20 protein-coding genes, 1 tRNA gene, 1 pseudogene and 1 riboswitch are annotated in these 20,418 nt (G+C 37.6%); of the genes and pseudogenes, 9 read left to right on the top strand and 13 right to left on the bottom strand.

The window, feature by feature from the left end:
* Nucleotides 1–24 precede the first annotated feature (24 nt).
* The 4 genes from proC to thiB form a co-directional block, all read right to left on the bottom strand.
* Complete coding sequence (proC, locus tag DES39_RS03430; protein ID WP_121144351.1) at nucleotides 25–837, bottom strand: pyrroline-5-carboxylate reductase; 813 nt, start codon at nucleotides 835–837, stop codon at nucleotides 25–27.
* Nucleotides 838–943: 106 nt separating this feature from the next.
* Nucleotides 944–1,633: a thiamine ABC transporter ATP-binding protein ThiQ gene (gene thiQ / locus DES39_RS03425; protein WP_121144350.1), complete on the bottom strand. Its 690-nt coding sequence runs from the start codon at nucleotides 1,631–1,633 to the stop codon at nucleotides 944–946.
* The gene (gene thiP / locus DES39_RS03420) at nucleotides 1,620–3,209 is read right to left on the bottom strand and encodes a thiamine/thiamine pyrophosphate ABC transporter permease (RefSeq protein WP_121144349.1); all 1,590 of its coding nucleotides are present in this window, start codon (nucleotides 3,207–3,209) and stop codon (nucleotides 1,620–1,622) included. Before thiP ends, thiQ begins: the two co-directional genes overlap by 14 nt.
* Nucleotides 3,185–4,120, bottom strand: coding sequence for a thiamine ABC transporter substrate binding subunit (thiB, locus tag DES39_RS03415; protein ID WP_211324602.1), 936 nt, complete (start codon nucleotides 4,118–4,120; stop codon nucleotides 3,185–3,187). Before thiB ends, thiP begins: the two co-directional genes overlap by 25 nt.
* A 124-nt stretch (nucleotides 4,121–4,244) precedes the next feature.
* Nucleotides 4,245–4,357: riboswitch (TPP riboswitch) on the bottom strand.
* Between the two features lie 114 nt (nucleotides 4,358–4,471).
* Here thiB and argS point away from each other — a divergent pair.
* Entirely contained in the window at nucleotides 4,472–6,205 is a 1,734-nt protein-coding gene (argS, locus tag DES39_RS03410; protein ID WP_121144347.1) for an arginine--tRNA ligase, read from the top strand.
* Between the two features lie 44 nt (nucleotides 6,206–6,249).
* On the opposite strand, the gene DES39_RS03405 is transcribed toward argS, so the two are convergent.
* Complete coding sequence (locus DES39_RS03405) at nucleotides 6,250–6,582, bottom strand: DMT family transporter (RefSeq protein WP_121144346.1); 333 nt, start codon at nucleotides 6,580–6,582, stop codon at nucleotides 6,250–6,252.
* A 381-nt stretch (nucleotides 6,583–6,963) separates the two neighbouring features.
* Between DES39_RS03405 and brnQ the strand changes: the two genes are divergently transcribed.
* Nucleotides 6,964–8,319 (top strand): branched-chain amino acid transport system II carrier protein, encoded by a 1,356-nt coding sequence (gene brnQ / locus DES39_RS03400; protein ID WP_121144345.1) that lies wholly within the window; start codon nucleotides 6,964–6,966, stop codon nucleotides 8,317–8,319.
* A gap of 5 nt (nucleotides 8,320–8,324) precedes the next feature.
* Nucleotides 8,325–8,882 carry an adenine phosphoribosyltransferase gene (apt, locus tag DES39_RS03395; RefSeq protein ID WP_281271054.1) on the top strand — a complete coding sequence of 186 codons (558 nt, stop codon included), beginning with the start codon at nucleotides 8,325–8,327 and terminating at the stop codon, nucleotides 8,880–8,882.
* 80 nt (nucleotides 8,883–8,962) lie between these two features.
* Here apt and DES39_RS03390 read toward each other — a convergent pair whose 3' ends face one another.
* Entirely contained in the window at nucleotides 8,963–9,703 is a 741-nt protein-coding gene (locus DES39_RS03390; protein WP_121144344.1) for a tRNA1(Val) (adenine(37)-N6)-methyltransferase, read from the bottom strand.
* A complete protein-coding gene (gene nfi, locus DES39_RS03385; protein WP_211324634.1) occupies nucleotides 9,690–10,379 on the bottom strand; it encodes a deoxyribonuclease V in 690 nt (229 codons plus the stop codon). The genes DES39_RS03390 and nfi overlap by 14 nt, the downstream gene beginning before the upstream one ends.
* Nucleotides 10,380–10,438: 59 nt before the next feature.
* Between nfi and DES39_RS03380 the strand changes: the two genes are divergently transcribed.
* Entirely contained in the window at nucleotides 10,439–11,026 is a 588-nt protein-coding gene (locus DES39_RS03380) for an IMPACT family protein (protein ID WP_121144342.1), read from the top strand.
* On the opposite strand, the gene glpG is transcribed toward DES39_RS03380, so the two are convergent.
* Entirely contained in the window at nucleotides 11,027–11,866 is an 840-nt protein-coding gene (gene glpG / locus DES39_RS03375; RefSeq protein ID WP_121144341.1) for a rhomboid family intramembrane serine protease GlpG, read from the bottom strand. It lies immediately after the preceding gene.
* Nucleotides 11,867–11,888: 22 nt separating this feature from the next.
* Nucleotides 11,889–12,536: a LysE/ArgO family amino acid transporter gene (locus DES39_RS03370; protein WP_121144340.1), complete on the bottom strand. Its 648-nt coding sequence runs from the start codon at nucleotides 12,534–12,536 to the stop codon at nucleotides 11,889–11,891.
* A 116-nt stretch (nucleotides 12,537–12,652) separates the two neighbouring features.
* On the opposite strand from DES39_RS03370, the gene DES39_RS03365 reads away from it, so the two are divergent.
* Together DES39_RS03365 and DES39_RS03360 are read left to right on the top strand one after the other, a co-directional pair.
* On the top strand, nucleotides 12,653–13,117 hold the full coding sequence (locus DES39_RS03365) for a thermonuclease family protein (RefSeq protein WP_121144339.1): 465 nt from the start codon (nucleotides 12,653–12,655) through the stop codon (nucleotides 13,115–13,117).
* Between the two features lie 102 nt (nucleotides 13,118–13,219).
* Nucleotides 13,220–13,295 (top strand) — tRNA-Lys (locus DES39_RS03360).
* A gap of 404 nt (nucleotides 13,296–13,699) precedes the next feature.
* Here the strand turns inward: DES39_RS03360 and DES39_RS03355 are convergent.
* From DES39_RS03355 to DES39_RS03345, 3 genes are read right to left on the bottom strand one after another with little or no spacing between them, the layout of a single operon-like run.
* Nucleotides 13,700–14,017, bottom strand: coding sequence for a hypothetical protein (locus tag DES39_RS03355; protein ID WP_121144338.1), 318 nt, complete (start codon nucleotides 14,015–14,017; stop codon nucleotides 13,700–13,702).
* The gene (locus DES39_RS03350; RefSeq protein WP_170143327.1) at nucleotides 14,017–14,829 is read right to left on the bottom strand and encodes a DUF4225 domain-containing protein; all 813 of its coding nucleotides are present in this window, start codon (nucleotides 14,827–14,829) and stop codon (nucleotides 14,017–14,019) included. The genes DES39_RS03355 and DES39_RS03350 overlap by 1 nt, the downstream gene beginning before the upstream one ends.
* Nucleotides 14,801–15,343 carry a PAAR domain-containing protein gene (locus DES39_RS03345; protein ID WP_121144336.1) on the bottom strand — a complete coding sequence of 181 codons (543 nt, stop codon included), beginning with the start codon at nucleotides 15,341–15,343 and terminating at the stop codon, nucleotides 14,801–14,803. The genes DES39_RS03350 and DES39_RS03345 overlap by 29 nt, the downstream gene beginning before the upstream one ends.
* Before the next feature lie 558 nt (nucleotides 15,344–15,901).
* On the opposite strand from DES39_RS03345, the gene DES39_RS03340 reads away from it, so the two are divergent.
* Together DES39_RS03340 and DES39_RS11035 are read left to right on the top strand one after the other, a co-directional pair.
* On the top strand, nucleotides 15,902–16,204 hold the full coding sequence (locus tag DES39_RS03340) for a transposase (protein ID WP_121144335.1): 303 nt from the start codon (nucleotides 15,902–15,904) through the stop codon (nucleotides 16,202–16,204).
* Nucleotides 16,205–16,314: 110 nt separating this feature from the next.
* Nucleotides 16,315–17,133, top strand: a pseudogene (locus DES39_RS11035) (DDE-type integrase/transposase/recombinase).
* A gap of 91 nt (nucleotides 17,134–17,224) precedes the next feature.
* Here the strand turns inward: DES39_RS11035 and DES39_RS03325 are convergent.
* Nucleotides 17,225–19,783, bottom strand: a complete 2,559-nt coding sequence (locus DES39_RS03325; protein ID WP_121144332.1) for an autotransporter outer membrane beta-barrel domain-containing protein — start codon at nucleotides 19,781–19,783, stop codon at nucleotides 17,225–17,227.
* Between the two features lie 343 nt (nucleotides 19,784–20,126).
* Here DES39_RS03325 and DES39_RS03320 point away from each other — a divergent pair.
* On the top strand, nucleotides 20,127–20,418 hold a 292-nt coding region (locus DES39_RS03320), incomplete at its 3' end, for a transposase (protein ID WP_147405424.1).

Below are 20,418 nucleotides of genomic sequence, written 5' to 3'. Positions count from 1 at the left end.
TCAAGCCCGTTTTAACATCAGTATTTACTTTTCACCACTTAACACTTTAGAACGATTAATACATGCTTCAACCGCATCCATCACCGCTGCTCTAAAGGCTTTTTCTTCTAAGACTTGTACGCCTTCAATCGTTGTACCGCCAGGCGAGCAGACCATATCTTTTAACGCGCCAGGATGTTTACCGGTTTCTAGCATCAGTTTTGCCGATCCCATTACGGTTTGTGCCGCAAATTTATATGCTTGTTTCCGCGTCATGCCCCCTTTTACGGCGGCATCAGCAAGCGCCTCAATAAACATAAACACGAAAGCTGGCGCACTTCCACCCACGCCAGTTGCCGCATGAACTTGATATTCGGGCAATACTTCAGTTAAACCAATATAGTTTAACACGGTTTGCACGATATCTAATTCTTCAGCTGACACTTCGGTATTAGGCGTGATAGAACACATTGCTGAATTAACTAAAGCTGGTGTGTTTGGCATAACTCGGATAACTTTTTGCTCATAACCAATCACAGCCTCAATCGCTTTAAGGGTAATACCTGCGGCAATTGATACGACTACGGTTGATTTTTTAAGCGCTTTTTGAATTTCCGTTAAAACTTCATTGATGTTATTCGGTTTTACTGCAATAAAAACAATATCTGCCTCACGAGCGACTTCTTTTGCTGTTTCCATAGCATGGATAGCATATTGCTGTCTCATTGAATCAACAACTTCTTGATTAATGTCATAGACGTATAATTGCGATGGTGCGACTGTTTTATTCGCTAAAATACCTTGTAATATTGCACTGCCCATATTACCTAATCCAATAAATCCTATCTGTTGTTCCACAATGTTCACCTCTAATCATTAAACAAATTGAATGGTAAAAGTTATATAACGATTCAATTAAAATAGCAAAATATATTTTTAGCAAGTGATGATCTTGTTCATCAATTTATATTCCTAAATAAGTTGAAATGTTTTTTTGTTCAAGCAATTGTTGATAATGACCATCAAATGCAATTTCACCCTCCACAATGACTAAACATCGATTATTGGTCGCGGCAATATCCTCTAATTGATGGGTTACCATTAAAATCGTTAAACGATACTCTGCTTGAATTTCATACAGGAGTTCAAACATCTCTTTCTTTAATTTGGGATCGAGTGACGAAAAAGGTTCATCTAATAATAAAATTGGCCGATGTTGTAATAAACAGCGACCAATAGCGACACGCTGCTTTTGGCCGCCTGATAGCTGTGATGGATAAGCAGATAAATAAGACGTCAAACCAATTCGTTCAGCAATAATCGATAACTGCTCGTGCTGTGCTGCTGTCAATTTTAATGACGGAGCGAGACCTAACGCTAAATTTTGCTGCACCGACAGGTGAGTAAAAACATTATTATCCTGAAATAGCATTGAGACTGGCCGCTTTGCAGGATTAGTATCGGTTTCATCTTCACCATTTAGACGAATTTGACCTGACAACGGTGGTAGAAATCCGGCAATTAAACTCAGTAAGGTGCTCTTACCTGCTCCGCTTGGTCCAAGAATGGTCACCACTTCACCTTGTTGCACACTAAAATTAAAGATCATTCGCTGTTTGTCATAAAGATACAGCACTTGATTAAGTTCGATCATCGCTCACATACTCAAATAATGTCATAAACACAAAACTTATAACGAGGAGTAATAAGGCCGTAAATGCCGCCTCGTCATAGCGATAATGGGCAAGTAGCTCATACAGATAATACGGTAATGTCATAAATGTTTGCCCGCCAAATAATGCCACAATACCAAAATCTCCCATTGACATAATACATGCGAGTGCAAAGCAATACGCAAATAGTTTTTTTAATGCCTTTAAGTCAATAAGGAAAAAATAGTTCAAACCGTGAATATTAAGCGACTGAGTTAAAAAATGGTATTGTTTGGTTAAATCAGCAAGCGGCACTGCCAACTGCTTTAAAATAAACGGCAAGGCCAAAAAACTATTACAGATCACAACCAACATAAAAATGAATGGTACATTATCAACTTGATTATAAAATAGAATAAATAATCCGGCAGCAATCACCATACTTGGAATAGCTAAAATTAGCGCACCAAGTAACATTAATCCTTCGCTGAGCTGCTGTTTTCCTTGCAGTAATAAACGGCTATTGGTCCATAATAATGAAGTTGCCAATATCATAGCTAAGGCAGCTGAGCATAAGGCAACACTCAGCGAAGTCCACAGCGCACTTATCAGCGAAGGGGTTAAAAAGCGAGTTGAAAACTGATACACGCCATCAACAATGATTGCTAACAACGGCGCTAAAATAAACACTGCGGCTAATACGATAATGCCATAGCTTAACCATTTTTGCCCTAAGGTTGTTTTAACTTGGTACGCTTTGAAATTACTCAGCAGTGATGGTGTATATTTTGGTTCTAAACGTTTTAATACCATCATAAAACTGAGACAAAAAAACAGTTGAATAAAAGAGAGAATCACCGCTTGCTGTAATTCAAAATCACGTACAGCCTGATAAATAGCCACTTCAATAGTCGTATATTTTGGCCCACCGCTTAAGGCTAAAACCGTTGCAAAACTGGAAAAGCACATCATAAAAATGAGCCCGCTTAACGGCAGTAACTGTTTAATAATAACCGGAAGCTCTAAATAACGTAATGTCTGTAAATAGCTCAATCCCAATTGCTGTGCTAACTGCTTTTGCTCATTGGGTATCAATAATAATGATTGATAGCAATAACGCGTTGCAAAAGGAAAATTCAAAAAAATATGCGCGATTAAAATCCCGTTTAAGCCATAAATGGTAAAATCGTAATCCAGCTGCAAATCGTGGCACAACTGTGCCAGCCAACCTCGATTACCATAAACGGTCAATAATCCCGTCACAACCACTAATGACGGTAAAACAAAAGTCAGCGATAAAGTGCGCAATAGCCATGTTTTACCCCAAAATTGCGTTTGATACAGAGCTTTAGCTAAGCACACCGCCAACACAATAGAGATAACAGTTGACAGTGCTGCTTGCATAAAAGTAAACAGTAACACTCGGCCTAAATAAGCATCGAAAGAGATAATGTTATCGCTGCTTTCAAACGCCAAGAACCATAGCGCAGCTAACGCACTCAATACGACCGAGGTAATCACCAATACCACAATAATACCCGGTAAATAACACCTTATTGGCTGACAGCGTCTTGCCATTGTTTAATCCATTGTTTCTGATTATTGAACACCTCGTCAGCGCTAAACGATAGCGGAGTTGTCACTTTATTGAGTTCTTGATACGCACCGGGTAACACAATATCAACAATCGGATACATAATATTTTTTTCAACAAGTTCTTGTTGTACACCTGGCGTTAATAAAAAAGCCATAAATTGCCGAGCGATTTCAACATGCTTGCTGTATCTAGTGATGGCCGCAACTTCGATTTGCTGATAATTGCCTTCATCAAAGATCGCCGCTTTATAGCGATGATCGTTGTCATTCATGATATGAACCGCTGGCGATGTGTTGTAGCTTAAGACAAAATCGACTTCATCTTTTAAAAACAAACCATACGACTCACTCCAGCCTTTTGTCACGGTTAAGGTTTGTTTAGCCAGTTTTTGCCATGCTTGTAGCGCTTTATCACCATAGATTTTATTCATCCATAATAATAAACCAAATCCCGGCGTGCTAGTACGCGGATCTTGGTATACAATTTTCCAGTTTGGCTGACTAAACAACTCGTCAAAACTTTTTGGCGGAGATACCACTTTATCTTGATTATAGATAAACGCATAATAGCCGTAATCATAAGGTACAAAATCATCTTGCCACCAATCAACTACTAAATTTTCTGGCCGACTCAGTTGATGGGCCTGCACTAAATTAGCGTGTCTGGCTTGGCTGATCAAATTGTTATCTAAGCCAACAATCACATCCGCTTTAGTGTTACGGCCTTCAAGCCTTAAACGGTTTAAAATCATCACGCCATCGTCAACACTGACCACATTAAGCAGGCAATCACACTGCGCCTCAAAATCAGTTTTGATCTTGGCTCCAGGCCCCCACTCTGACATAAAAGAACTATAGGTATAGAGAGTTAAAATCGGCTTATCTTTTGCCATTAAAGGGAAACTTATCAATATAGTAGTGATGAACAGAGATATAACACGAAACATTTTGCCTCCACAATGCGCAATATCAATTAGGCAAAAGGCTTGAGTAACTAAAAGAGGTAAACTATGGCACACTTTCGATATACTCAATTCCTCCGCCGGTACTAACCGGTTCAGGTTCGACGAGTCATGCTGATGCAACTCTCAGCTTAGCGATTGACGCAATAAGCTCCCCGTTGAGAATGGATTTATTGTAGCGGATAAAAAAACAAAGTAAATCATCTTAATTGGAAGAATGACATTTTTGCCCTTTACAGGTATGATATGCAGCAATATTTTATCAATGTTTAGGTCAATTCTGTGAATATTCAACAATTATTATCCGACAAAATTAAGCACGCAATGGTGTTAGCAGGTGTTCCTGCTGATTGTGACGCCTTAGTTAAACAATCTGCAAAAGTCCAATTCGGCGATTATCAAGCCAATGGTATTATGGCTGCGGCTAAAAAAATGGCGATGAATCCCCGTCAATTAGCCGAACAAGTGGTTAAGCATATTGCACTTGATGATTGTATCAGTCATGTTGAAATCGCAGGTCCTGGTTTTATTAATCTATTTTTAAATGCCACTTGGATTGCAAAGCAAAATACGCTAGCACTTAATGATCCTAAACTGAATTTAACGTTGGCGGATAAGCCACAAAATATTATTGTCGACTATTCGGCTCCCAACGTCGCCAAAGAGATGCACGTAGGTCACTTACGCTCAACGATTATTGGTGATGCGTCAGTACGTGTTTTAGCGTTTTTAGGTCATCATGTTATTCGCGCCAATCATGTTGGCGACTGGGGCACGCAATTTGGTATGTTAATTGCCTACCTTGAAAAGATGCAAAATGAAAATGCTAACGATATGGCATTAGCTGATCTGGAAGTGTTCTACCGCACCGCTAAAAAACATTATGATGAAGATCCCGTATTTGCCGAAAAAGCACGTGGTTATGTAGTTAAGTTGCAAAGCGGCGACGAATACTGCCGTTCAATGTGGCGTAAACTAGTTGATATTACGATGTCACAAAATCTGGCCACCTATCGACGCTTAAACGTGACATTGTCACTCGAAGACACTATGGGGGAAAGCATTTATAATGCAATGTTGCCTGCTGTTGTCGCTGATCTTAAGCAGCAAGGTATTGCCGTTGAAAGCGAAGGTGCAACCGTTGTCTTCTTAGATGAATTCAAAAATAAAGAAGGGGAACCAATGGGCGTGATTGTGCAAAAACGCGATGGCGGTTACCTGTATGCCACAACCGATATTGCCGCCATAAAATACCGTTATGAGCATTACCATGCAAATCGTATTTTATACTATACCGACTCAAGGCAACATCAGCATTTAGAACAAGTTTGGTTAATCGCACACAAAGCCGGTTATATTCCACCATCACTACAGTTAGAGCACCATATGTTTGGCATGATGCTTGGTAAAGATGGTAAACCATTTAAAACTCGCTCAGGCGACACCGTTAAATTGAATGATTTACTTGATGAAGCCATTGAACGGGCCACCACACTAATTAAATCCAAAAATCCAGATTTAAATGATGACGAACTAGCAACCATTGCCGATGCAGTTGCAATCGGTGCGGTAAAATATGCCGATTTATCGAAAAACAGAACCACCGATTATGTGTTTGATTGGGATAATATGCTCTCATTTGAAGGCAATACAGCGCCTTATTTACAATATGCTTATACGCGAGTGTTATCTATTTTCCGTAAAGCTGGTTTATCTATCGATAATTTAACCGGTGATATCCTACTTGAATATGAGAAAGAACGCGCACTAGCACTGAAATTATCGCAATTCAATGAGATCGTATTGAGCGTTGCAAATGATGGTGTACCACACATGCTGTGTGCATATCTATATGAAATTGCTACCCTATTCTCAAGCTTTTATGAACACTGCCCGGTGCTATCGGCTGACTCAGATCAGAGTAAAAATAGCCGACTACAACTCGCGGCCTTAAGTGCAAAAACCTTAAAAGTGGGTCTGGATATGTTAGGAATAAAAACTATCGAGAAAATGTAATTAGCAATATCAGCGCTTTACCTATGGTAAAGCGCCTAACAAGATTAATGAGCCCCAACGTTTGAGAAAACATTAATAATAATCACCCCTAGCATAATCAATCCCATACCAAGTAATGCCGCCAAATCCAAAGCTTGTTTGAAAAAGACCCAAGCAATTATACTGACAAAAATAATACCGATACCCGACCAAATCGCATAAGCGATACCAACTGGAATCGTCTTAAGTGTCATTGATAATAAATAAAAAGAGGCACAGTAACCCACAATAGTAATAATTGATGGAATCAGATTGGTAAAACTATTCGATAGTTTTAATGATGATGTTGCAACCACTTCACAGGTAATTGCCAAAAATAAAAATAAATACGCTTTCATATTCTTTAATCTGTAATTTCAAAATTGATATTTTATCACCCGTTAACAGGAGTTATACGGCGTTAGCTAATTGCACAATTAGTTTATTATAGCGATTAGCAATAATTTTGATAGCACAAATAAACACAACCTGATTCACAATTCAACGTATATTAATAAAAAATATATCAATGATATATTTTTTATTCCTTATGTTCATTTCTTCATTGCGAACCTTTTTTAACGGTTCGCTTTTTTTGATTATTAAACATACCTAAATTGCATCATTCACTAGCAAAATACCAATTATCATAGCTTAATTAAAAATTAACTATCATTTTAGTACGTAAATGACGGCATTTAAGCTATAATGATTGGTTTTACTCTTACTGATTTTTAACAATGCGTATTATTTTTATTGGTATAACCTTATTTGCTCTTTTCTTCGGTGCTGGTAACCTTATTTTTCCGGTTTCTATCGGTCAATTATCAGGTGATCATTTTGGGCTCGCCTCATTAGGTTTTGTGGTAACCGGCGTTGTGTTCCCACTACTTGGTGTAATGGCAATGGGCTTTTCTGGCGAAAAAGATTTTCTCAAAATTGCCCAGCGCTGTGGTGTTATCTTTGGCCTTGTTTTTGCAACAACCCTTTATCTGACCATTGGGCCATTATTTGCTATGCCAAGAACTGGCAGCATTTCTTATGAAATTGCGATAAAGCCTTTTGTTGATCAAGACAATAATTCACTCTACTTAGCGCTATTTACTTTTCTGTTTTATGGCATATGCTGTTTATTATCACTTAATCCCCATAAGTTTATTGATATTGTCGGCAAAATCCTTACACCATTAAAAATCAGCTTTATTTTAATCTTGATTTTAGCGGCATTAATTGCACCGATGGGGCATGAATTACCCGCCGTCACGCAAAACTATCAAGATTATCCATTCTTTACCGGCTTTACCTACGGTTACTTAACCATGGATACCCTCGCCTCATTAATTTTTGGTATTATTGTGGTGCAAAGCGTCATTAGCTATGGCTTGAAAGATAAAAAGAAAATCATGTTTGCCTGTTTTAAAGCCAGTTTAATTGCGGGTGCTATTTTGGCATTTTTGTATGTCTCTTTAGTTTATATGGGTGCAACGAGTGTTGAAAAATTAGGTATCTTAGATAATGGTGGCGCAATTTTAGCAAAAGTATCGACTTATTACTTTGGTGTGTGGGGAAATTTGATCTTAGGATTAATGGTCACAATTGCTTGTATGACAACCAATATTGGCCTTACTCATGCGTGTGCAAATTATCTATTATCGTTATATCCTAAACTCTCTTATCGTCAATATGCGATCATCTTCTCGATCGTAAGTGGCTTGTTTGCTAATGTCGGTTTGTCTGCGCTGATTTCATTTTCGGTGCCAGTATTATCGATCATTTACCCAGTAACGATTGTCTTAATCTTCTTAACATTTGCCCATCGATTGTTTGATGGCAACAAATTAGTCTACATCGGTGCCCTGTATTTAACCTTATTAACGAGTATATTGTTTGAAATTGCTGCGGTAGTCAAATCCCATAGCCAATTATCTGATTTACATTGGCTATCAGCGACGATTGAATGTCTAGATAATCTATTTGCAAACTATTTACCGCTTTATACCGAAGGAATTGGTTGGTTGATCCCTGCAATTGTAGGTGGTTTACTTGGTTATATTGGTGCTAAACTGATGCCACAAAAGTGCTGTACTTCAAATTGAGATAAATGATTATGCATAATGAACACGCTAAATTAGATTTGATTAAAAATAGTATTATCACTATTCCTAATTATCCCAAAGAAGGCATATTGTTTCGCGATATTACCAGTTTACTTGAACTACCGGAAGCATTTAAAAGCACGATTGATTTATTTGTTAAGCACTATCAAGATAAAAAAATCAATAAAGTCGTTGGTACGGAAGCGCGTGGTTTTATTTTTGCAGCGCCGGTTGCCTTAGCCTTAAATGTGGGTTTTATTCCAGTTAGAAAACCCCATAAATTGCCACGTCACGTCTTTAAAGAAGAGTATCAGCTTGAATACGGCACCGATGCCCTTGAAATTCATACCGATGCGATTAAACCCGGTGAACGCGTGTTAATTATCGACGATTTACTCGCGACCGGTGGCACTGTGGCTGCAACCACTAAACTCATTCGTAAGTCAGGTGGTATTGTTGAAGATGCGGCATTTGTTATCGACTTGCCTGACTTGGGCGGACGAGAAAAATTAACTGATATCGGCGTTAATTGCTATACACTCGTTGAGTTTGCCGGCCATTAATTAGGCTTTGTACTCCCCCATATTAACCCGCTTCTGGCGGGTTTTTATGTTATTTTACTTATCATTATTAGCCGTTTTCATCACAAGACAGACGCTCTAAACAGATAAAAATCGTGCAATAAATCACGAATCGCCTGACTATAACGATTGTCGTGATTGCGCATAATTAATGTGTCATTAACCACGTGCTCAGCCTTCTGCTGGCTAAAACAGAGTAAACTCAACGAACATGCTTTATCTTCAGTGTATTTAACGCTCATTTGCTGCGTTAAATGCAAGTCGTGTTGTTGGCATAATTGTTTAAAACGCGCAGAAATATGATAAGGCAATACCACACAAAAGAATCCCTGCGGCGTTAATAAACGCTTAGCAATAGCGATCAATTGGCTATGGTTTAGATTTTCAGTATACCTTGCTTGCTGCCGCTGCTCGTTACGGCACTCTACTGCGACGTCAAAATAAGGCGGATTACTGACAATTAAATCATAATGATGAGCTTTACCTAGTTGATATTGGTTAATATCCGCACATTGCACAGTAAGCGGTTTAAACGGCGAATTAAGGCTATTTTCATGGCATTGCGCTATCGCATTAGGATCAATATCGACCGCATCAATCACGCAATCGGTATTGTCTAACCGCTGAGCTAGCATCAACGCAATAACGCCGCATCCACAACCAATATCCAATGCTCGTTTAGGTTGATGTGTCACTGGCGCCCATGCGCCAAGTAGAGAACTGTCGGTTGTCACTTTCATCGGTGACATATCATGAGCGACAAAAAATCGCTTAAAGGTAAATCCGTTTTTAGGCAGTTGCATTGGCTGATTTCGCTAACAATTTTTGAAATAAAGGTTTATTTGATGCAACCGCATCAGCAAAGCGTGTTGGTTCAGGTAAACGATAGCCATTTAAGCATAAAATAACCCAATTGAGTGCTGAGCGCTGGCTGATGCGATGTCCGGATGAAATGAACAACGGATTACATTTCGCTTTACTCCGTAAGACATGACCAATTAAAGTATTATTATGGTTATCTAGCAATGGCTGACAGGATAATGGCACTTGCGCTACCGGCTCATATTGTCCATATAAACGGCGCTTGGCAACACCGATCGTTGGAATGTCGAGTAATAAGCCTAAATGGCTGGCAATGCCAAATTGACGAGGATGAGCAACCCCTTGACCATCCACCAATAACAGCTCAGGTTTACAGGTTATTTTTTGCCAGGCAAGCGCTAAAGCCGGAAACTCACGAAATGATAAATAACCGGGAATATATGGCATGGTTGTCGGGATTTTTACCACCTGATATTCAACTAATTCAAAACTCGGGTAACTTAATACCACAATTGCCGCTCGCGTAATTCCACCGTTATTTTCAAAACCGACATCAGTACCACCAATTAAGGTTGGCGTCTTAAATCCGACATCATCGTGTAAAATAATACGATGAGCATAATCCAATTGCAGCTGTTTTAATTGCGCTAAATTAATAGACATTTTGTTTATGATCAGTATGATTAACAGGTTTGATTATTCTAGCAGAATTAAGCATGTTATATACACTCATTAATCCTTATTCCATTACCGAAGAGGTAAAAAAAAGTCGGTTTGTTGTTAATGCGGCGCCAATCGGCAGTGCCGAACAAGCAAGCCAATTTATTGAAGCGATCAGCGACCTGAGTGCGACGCATAACTGCTGGGCATGGAAATTAGGTCAGCAATACCGTTTTAGCGATGATGGGGAACCCACCAGCACCGCAGGTCGCCCGATTCTTGCTGCGATTGAAGGGCAAAATTGTGATCAAGTTGTCGTGGTTGTTACCCGCTATTTTGGCGGTATCAAACTCGGTACCGGCGGCTTAATGCGCGCCTATGGCGGCAGTGCCAGCCACTGTTTACAGCAAGCAGCCCTCACCCCGATTATTTTGCGTCTATCTTGCTCAGTATCATGTTTATACAGTGAATGGCCGATTTTAGAGAATCGTTTAAAAGAAGCCGATGCCATTATTGAAGAGCAAACGTTTGATGCAACAGGCAGTCATCTGCGCATTGCATTAACTGCCGATAAAATTGATGAGTTAAACACCTTTATTGCTAATCTCAGCCGTGGCCGAGAAAAGCTAACCGTACTGCAATAATTACCGTCTATGGCTTTTGAGTAGCCAGATATCTTTTGCAGCTAGTAATAACCCCACGACTAACCCCACACTGTGCGCCGTATTAGCAATCGGTCCAAGCAAACCAATGTAGCCAGCGACTAACCAAAGCACGGCAATCACAATCATGGCCCGCTCAAAATACAGCCCCGAAGACGGCAGGCGCTCACTATATAACCACACATATCCCATTAATGCATATACTACGCCAGATAAACCACCAAAATCTGGCCCAGATATTGCCGCCTGAGCATAGTTAGATAACACGCCAGCAACGATAGTAATTTCTAATAATTTAAATTTACCGCGTAATTTTTCAACCATTCCCCCTAAATACCACCACCACATTAAGTTAAAAATGATATGCATAAGTGAAAAATGAATAAAGATCGGCGTAATATACCGCCAAAACTGTGCTGATTCACCCGGCACGGGATAACCCAAATATAGCAGCATGTTCAGTGAACCCGTCAATAGCAGCATGATATATAATGCAATACATACTAATGACACGGTCATGGTAATTGGGCCTGCTGACATAATATTTGGCAGCAAATGGCCAATCGATTTTTTGCCTGCCTTAAAGTACGAGGGTTTGGTTTGTTGCCAGGTCACCTCGGTATAACGCTTATCTTGAGGCTGACGGACAAACTGTTGCAGTTCACTTTTCACCCACTCTAGCTTATCTAAATCTTGCTCAGCTAAAAAAAGCTGACTATTACCTTGCGAGTCTAACTCAACATGTAACCTGACGCCTTTACTGGCCATATAATCCATAAAGGTATAGGCAAATTGCGCCTCTTTAAATGAAATCAAATACATAAAGCTGGCTTTCCTTTAAAAATCATGACAACTGTACATCAAATGTTGCCAATTGAAAGGCAATAAAAAACATAATCATTGCACTGATAAAATCGAATAATTTAACCACTTTTACATTGGTAAAAAACACCGAGGCTTTTTGCGAACAAAAGCCGATAGTAAAAAACCAAATAAATGAAGCTGTTGCCGCGCCGGCAATAAATGCCCCTTTTAATTCATTGGGTAATTTTGATCCCACATTACCTAAAATAATCAGTGTATCAATAATAACATGGGGATTAAGATACGAAAAAAACAGTACCGCCACGATAATTTTTCCAGCGGATAAAGGAATCGATTGCTGTGGCGCGGTTAATGCCGATCGAATCGTATCCCAGCCTTTTGGATTAGCACGTAAACTATTGATTAATGACATGAGGCCATAAAAGGCCAAATACGCACAACCTAGCCACTTAGTAATTGGTAAAAAATAAGGAATCGTCACTGTTAATAAGCTCATAAATAACGTACCAACCACAATCAATGTCACATCACACAGTGACGCAACGAGCGATGCTAACATCACGTTATTACGTTGTAAGCCAATCTTGATAATAAAAATATTTTGTGCGCCCAGAGCAATAATTAAACCAAACCCCATCAGTAACGCTTTAAAATAAATCTCAACCATGCTATCCCTGTTTAAACAAATAAAATCAACCCGCTATTATAGCTATAATATCGTATAATGATAGATGAAATCATCACGCTATTTATTCACGTTTATTAAATCGAGTCGGTGTTAAAATGATAAAAAAATTATTATTGTTACTGTTTATTAGCAGCGCAGCCTTAGCCGATTTTTCAGCTAAGGTTATTAACGTCATAGATGGGGATACCATTGATGTATTGACCAGTCATGATCAGCGAATTCGCATCCGCCTATACGGCATTGATGCACCGGAACGCGGGCAAGCTTACGTAAATAAATCGAGGCAGTTTTTGACCACCTTGATTGGCGGTAAAACGGTGCAAATTACTCACAAGGGTGGCGATATCTATCATCGAAGTCTAGGCACGGTTTATTACATTAATGACAATATCAATGCCAAAATGGTCGAAAACGGTTACGCCTGGGCCTATCGTTATCGGGGTAACGTCGCCGTTCCCTCGATGGTTGCATTAGAATCAGCTGCCAAAGCAAACCGCTTAGGTTTATGGCAGGATAACAATCCCACCCCACCTTGGGATTTTAGGCAAAATAACCGCTGATTTTTTTTGATAACAAAACACTGACTAATCAGCGATAATCGCCTCCAACATTTATTTGATTTTCAATGATAATTTCGGTATGATAGTTCGGTTTTCATTAGTGGGTTGTTAGCTCAGTCGGTAGAGCAGTTGACTCTTAATCAATTGGTCGTGGGTTCGATCCCCCCACAACCCACCATTATATAAAACAAGCAAGTTCAAACACGATCAAAAACCCCTGCAAATATAAACCAAAAAATAAGTTAACCGTTAATCTAAGTGAAATAAGATTCAGCCAAATTCAAACTTTTATGCTATACGTCCTCCTATAACATTAAAATCATATAACATGGCAAAAATAATTAAACCTTTTAATGATACTCAAATCAATGCTGCTAGGCCTAAAGAAGATGATCACACAGTATCTGACAGCAATCGATTAACGTGTGAGGCTTCATAACCATCGCCCCGGGCTGTTTGTTACTAAACGTAACGAGAACAGGTTTTATTATACTAATTTCCGTATTCAGTTCAATACATAGACTCAATTATTTTAGCTATCTTAATATAAGATGAGCCACTATTATTAAATAAAAAAGTGCTTTAACGTTTGCGCATGGTTTTTCTTTTTTTAAAGCGACGAGGCACTTCGATAAAATCTAAAAAAAATAAATACACAACAACAATTGGTACAACGGGTACAACAAAAAGGCGATAAGTTAAATCACCATTTTTTGCCAATACCAAAATATAGGCGCTGTAAAATAAGACAACATAGTAAAAAACAATAGCGCAGCGTCTTTTCCAGTTAAGTTTTTTATTAGAATAAAAGTCCATTGCCGTGGAATTTGAAAAATAAACGCGTATCAAAAAACCAATCACAACCAAACTATAAAAACTAATATAAATATAGGTGCTCATCAATGTGTTAATCCTCCTTCTGTGATATTTCCTGAATAGTCCCTTTTATACTGAGAGCCATCAGATCTTTCACAAAGATAATAACCTGGTGTATTTTCATTGTTGCCTGTTATCGTCACGACGAGGCTACAATCGTCTAGGATATCTTTTACATTACTTATTTTCTCTGGCTCACTGATCACCATACTGACTTGCTGTGTGTCACTATCAAGTACAAAGGCTTTTTTTAAATCCTCATAAACATTAATTAAAGAGAGCGTATCACTAAATATTTCGGCACCGAGCAATTTTCGACTCATTTGTAAATAGGCTCTTTCTAAGTCTTGCCGACCATAAAAGAATAGTTTGAACTTTGGATCACCGAATTCGTTAAGTTTTGGTACAAGCTTTAACTTACCTCGGATTGAAATACCAAAATCGACCAAATCATAGGTTAGAGTACCCACTGAAGCATCAAACCCCAATTCAGTAGCACTGCTTTGATAGACTTGGCGCAGCGGTCCATTAATATTTAAATCTCTGTTTTTACCATCCATCAGATTAGCGATGCCGCTGGCCACCCCGACTGTTCCCTCATAAACACTGTTTGCACCGTGTAATACTAACGGAGCACCAATAAGGCATCCTACCCCGGTGCTACACAATGCCCATCCAGCCATAACCATACCAACACCACCAAAAATAGATAGTCCATTGGTTAACCATTGGAAACTTTGATTCCAAAGACTATCCTCTTCTTCTTTTATTTTTTCACTACCTTGTTCGTAGGTCATTGTACCGTTATCAACATTGATTAACAATGTCGTTAGCAAAGTGTCTAATCCTTCGACGAAATTCTTGTTTAATATCTTGATAATATAAGTGCTTTTCGCACAATTCATCGGCACATTGCAACAGGCGGCGAGCATCCGCTCTGATTAATGCGCTGTTATCCTCTGCTATTATTGTATTGTGTTGTAGATTAGATGGTTGACTTAAAAGAGAATTATCTTGTATTGCATCAGATGACGAGGGTAAATTATCACTTGCAAAAGTAGGAGAGCTAGCAGAGCGATAACTGCCACCAACATCAACAAATAGATGACTTTTCGTGGCAATAATTCGATTGCATCCAACGGGTGAGCATCCACAAGCAATAATACAACCGTCATACGCAGCGGGTTTACCTTGCACGGTCCAGTTAGTTGCCCCTTCAATAATCGAGCCCATTGACTTACATTTTGGGCAAGTTGCTTTATCACCTAATAAAGCAACCGCAGAGCCATTGCAATTCACACGCTGATGACCACTAATTAGGCGTCCGCCAGTAGTGGTCGGGTCCCCAATAACTGCAAGTCATTTACCCATAAGTGATCTTCCTATTCGTTTTTATTATTTAGATAAGAGCTATTATTTTTAAGTGAAATCAATAAGCAAATCTACTTAATTAAAATACGATGTTTTTATAATAATATCAATCACGATTCCTATATTATTGATGTAGCAAGCGATGACTGTATGGTCATGTATAAGGATGAAATCACCATTGAAATAGCCAAATTTAAAGCGTTGATTGATGCGATTGAGTATGTAAAATTTTTATGCGACAGAAACTAGATTGCCTTTTCCCTCAAACGCCTTTTTGGTGTTTATTGAACGTAGCCTTTTCAAGATAGGGCCATTCCCATTATGGCCCCATTACCATTAATTATTTACCCTTATAACCCCTTACCCTTGATACATTTACCATTATTACTTACTACCCTTGTTTTGTGCCATTTAAAATATTTTAGCCATTTTAAGTGGTGTTAGTGCTTAACCAAACTCTGAATAGTCTACACTAATTAGTACCAGTTTTATAAGGTCATTGTTATGATAACCTAAAAATAAAAGACGGTACCAACAATGACAATCAATTTAAGCCGAAGAGAAAAACGAACATTCACCAATGAATTTAAAAAACAGTTGGTCATGCTGTATCAAAATGGCAAAAAACGCGCTGATATCGTTGCCGAATATGGCCTCACCAAATCGGCATTAGATAAGTGGATAACGCAATACCAAACTACCGGTGCATTCACAGCAAAAGACAATCGTAGCGCTGAAGAGAACGAGCTTATCGCCCTACGCAAAGAGAACAAACGCTTGTTAATGGAGAATGATATCCTAAAGCAAGCAGCGTTGATAATGGGACGAAGATCAAGTTAATTGCAGACAATCAGCATCGATACCCTTTACGTGCATTATGTCGGTGCTTAAACATAGCAAGAAATCGTTTCTATTACCAACGGCAATTCCCCCAGCAACGACAAGATATCGTGCTCAGTGAAATAGTGGCTAAAATCTTTGATGATAATTATCAAGCCTATGGTACAAGGCGTATGAAAGCAGCGCTTAGCAAGCAAGGTATAGTCGTATCCCGCCGGCGAATAGATAGAATCATGGCAAAAAATGGCTGGATGTCAAAATACACCAGCAAAAAATACCGTTTTCATGCAGAAAAAAGTAATCAATCGAGAGTGGGGAATGAACTTAATCGTGAGTTTGAGGTAGGTCAACCACGAAAAATATTGGTGACTGATTTAACCTATGTGAGGGTTAAACAGCAGTGGCACTATCTTTCTTTGTGTGATTGTTATGGTGATCATGCTTATACGGATGAGGTCTTTTGTAAAATTAACGGTAAAAGTATCTGTTTGTGGAAAGCTGTTGATCAAGATGGTCAAACTATTGATGTGTCGATTCAAGGAAAAAGAGATAGCAAAGCAGCTAATCGGTTTATTCAAAAGGTAAGAAAATAGGTCAAACAATCCATTTCGAATGTAGCTACAGATAAGCTTAAAAGCTATATCAAACCAGTGAAAAACCTACGTTCAAGTACACCTCATGTAACTAAACAATATGCTAATAACAGCGCAGAAAATTCATATCAACCGACAAGACTTAGAGAAAAGAAAATGCGTAGGTTTAAATCATTAAAACAAGCTCAATTATTCTTATCTAGCTTTAGTAATATTTACGATCATTTCAATTGTGCTAGATATTTATGTTCAGCTAAAAGCTTTCGTATTTTAGCTGAACGCCGATTTAAAGAGTTAGTCGCTATTACTCAAGTTGTGTCTAAAATTCAGAATTAGAGATTAGCAGCCAAATTAAAATTTCCCATTATAAATTAATTTGATAGCGCCTTAAAAGTTACTTTGGCATTGCTAACTTAGCTGTAGTAGCTTAAAAACTAAATCTATAACCAATGTTTATTCCATATGGTTGTTCTATTTTGCTACCATGCTCATAATTCATATCCAAGTAAACAGAACTATTTTTATATATATTCAGATTTGCACCAATAGTGTATCTTTGTCTTGTTAATGTATTATCAACATCCAATTTATCACTATTGATATATGCCTCATTATCTCCATTTAAATTTTGAATATGAGAGAAACCAACATATGGTGAAATAGATATATCATTAAATTCAAATTTAGTTCCTGCTATTCCACCGATACGCGCACTAGCTGTATTATTCGAATTGTTATGAACTTCCATTCCATTAGTCAACTTATAATTAGAGCTTTCAGTATGATATGCTGAAAACTGGAATTGAGGTTCAACAAACCAATCGTCGACAACAGTAAACCGTTTACCTAGCTCAACGCTCGCTCCCCAACTGTTTGATGTATAATTTCCTGATTTCACTTGATACCCTGCATTATTATTAAAACTATTATCAGCTTCTATTCTTGAAAATTTTAATAATGTATCGATATAAAGTCCACTATCTAGCAAAGTTGTACCATAAACACCAAAAGATCTTGATTTCACTTGACCTGTTGAATTATTTTCTTTGAAATCTAGAGAGCTATTAGAAAAACCTAAAAAACCACCAACATGGAAAGTACCTCCATTAAAATCAAACGGTTTATCAGCACCTAATTGTAAACTATTATATTTTTGTGTATAACTCCGACTTGAATTAGGACTCACATGCATTCTTTTGTAATTCTCTTTAATCCAAAAACCAGCCGAATCACTATTAAGCCGCAAATCACCTAACCGGTTCATTAGCGTCCCTAACTCAATATCCCACATATTAGATATAGCACTTTGCATTCCAATGGCAGCATTTGCAGCAGTAGACAACGTTGCATTAGGATTCACTAAAGACCAATTATTACCGTTTTTTTCAAGAACATAACGATAAGTACCAACGTCTACAGTATCTCCGTTCAAAATAAAATCACCGGTTCCATTTTTCCCAGCGGTTACAACTTTTAATGATTTATTTTTAGGATCCACTCCAGTATCATTTATATATAAAATATTATTACCATTTACAGAACCACCGACATTAATTGAGTCACCAATACCATCAGAAACAATTGTTTTTATATAATAATTTCCATTACCATTTAAATCTCCAGAAACGTTAACTTGATTGCCTTGTGTCTTTGCTGATGTAGATAGATCTGATAAATAAATATTACCATCATTATTCAAATTTCCATTAATAGTTAATTTTACTGGTGTTGAATTGTCTGAATTTAAATAAATATTCCCAAAAGAAGTATTTTCTACATTAGAATTACCTCCCAATGAAAGATTATCTTTGATATTAATTTCTGAATTATTAGTAAATTCCGTATTTTGAAAATTATTATTATATAACTCAATAACGCCATTATTTATAACATTTAACGACCCAGCAGTATTTCCTTTAGCATGCATATAGCCATCATTATTGATAGTTGAACCACTAATAGTATTATCGTTAAAATATATTTTTCCAGATGAACTATTATTAAATTCAGCATTTAAACCCTGATTATTATCTAGTACTATAAGTCCGCTATTCTCAAAATAACCGTTATTTGTTGAGTTTCCTATAAAGTTCATAACTCCACTGCTGGTATTATAAAACTTAGTGTACTCAACGTTATTATCTTTGAAATCTATATTCTTTGAATTATTTATAATTGCATTATTTGCCGTATTATTATTCATTGATATATAACCACTATTATCAAAGGTCGCGCCGTTAGCAGTATTGTTATCTAATTTTATGTTACCTGTTGATCCATTTTTAAAGTTAACTGCATCAATAAGATTGCCATCAACGATCATGGTTCCTGAATTTGCGATACTTGCATTATTAGCATCGTTATTAATAATGTGGAAAGTAGAATTTTCCGAATTGTTTTGTATGTCAGCTCCTGTCACTATATTATTATATATATACATGAAACCAGTGCTTGTGCTATCTGCATGTAATGTGGCATTTTCTGCTGTATTATCGATAATAATAGACGCCCCATTCGCTGAATTATAAATTTCTGCATTATTGGCATAGTTTTGATATAGATAGAGAAAAGCAGTATTGTCGTCAGCATTCACGCCAACGTTAAATATTGCTTTATAAGGATTGGCTGGATCTCCTGACGATAATAAATTACCTCTAAACATACCTAATTTATTATAACCATTTGTATCAATCGTTAAATCAAAATCTCCACCAGAATCTTCAGCTAAATAATTTGATTGTCGTTTTTTCATTATCGTACTGACATCCCCGGAAATAGGCGATTTCAGTTCCACTGAACCATCAGAAAGTAAATTTAAATAAGGTAAATTTTGAAAAATATCTGTATACGACGTTGGGCCAGTATAATTAGGACCTGTATTATTTTCAGATGGTGCGATCTCACCATTAGGCAATATCGCAGCATTAACAGTAGCTGATGAAATCAACATTGCTAATAGAGATAGCTTTATTTGGGATGGTTTCATGTTAGAATTCCTTATATTATTTATTTTTAATTAATTTGAATTCAGATTAAAACAATCGTATTGTGGTTGCTTGCTATAGCTCTGGTTGATAAGATAATTAAAAATAAGATACTACGCGACAGTGTTGAAGGAGAACTCTTTATTTTCCGTTATTCAAGTACAGCAGGAATAACTCATGTATCTAATGTTTTATTCTAAATTGTTTCATAAATTTTATTCATTTATCTAATGTTACTAGAACAACTAGGCACTGTCAAATTAACTCTGGATAGGTTACACTAATTAGTACCAGTTTTATAAGGTCATTGTTATGATAACCTAAAAATAAAAGACGGTACCAACAATGACAATCAATTTAAGCCGAAGAGAAAAACGAACATTCACCAATGAATTTAAAAAACAGTTGGTCATGCTGTATCAAAATGGCAAAAAACGCGCTGATATCGTTGCCGAATATGGCCTCACCAAATCGGCATTAGATAAGTGGATAACGCAATACCAAACTACCGGTGCATTCACAGCAAAAGACAATCGTAGCGCTGAAGAGAACGAGCTTATCGCCCTACGCAAAGAGAACAAACGCTTGTTAATGGAGAATGATATCCTAAAGCAAGCAGCGTTGATAATGGGACGAA

Origin of the sequence: Orbus hercynius, assembly GCF_003634275.1 — a bacterium.
Classification (GTDB): domain Bacteria; phylum Pseudomonadota; class Gammaproteobacteria; order Enterobacterales; family Orbaceae; genus Orbus; species Orbus hercynius.
Note: the sequence above shows the minus strand (reverse complement) of the source record. Positions and strands in the feature narration are given on the sequence as shown.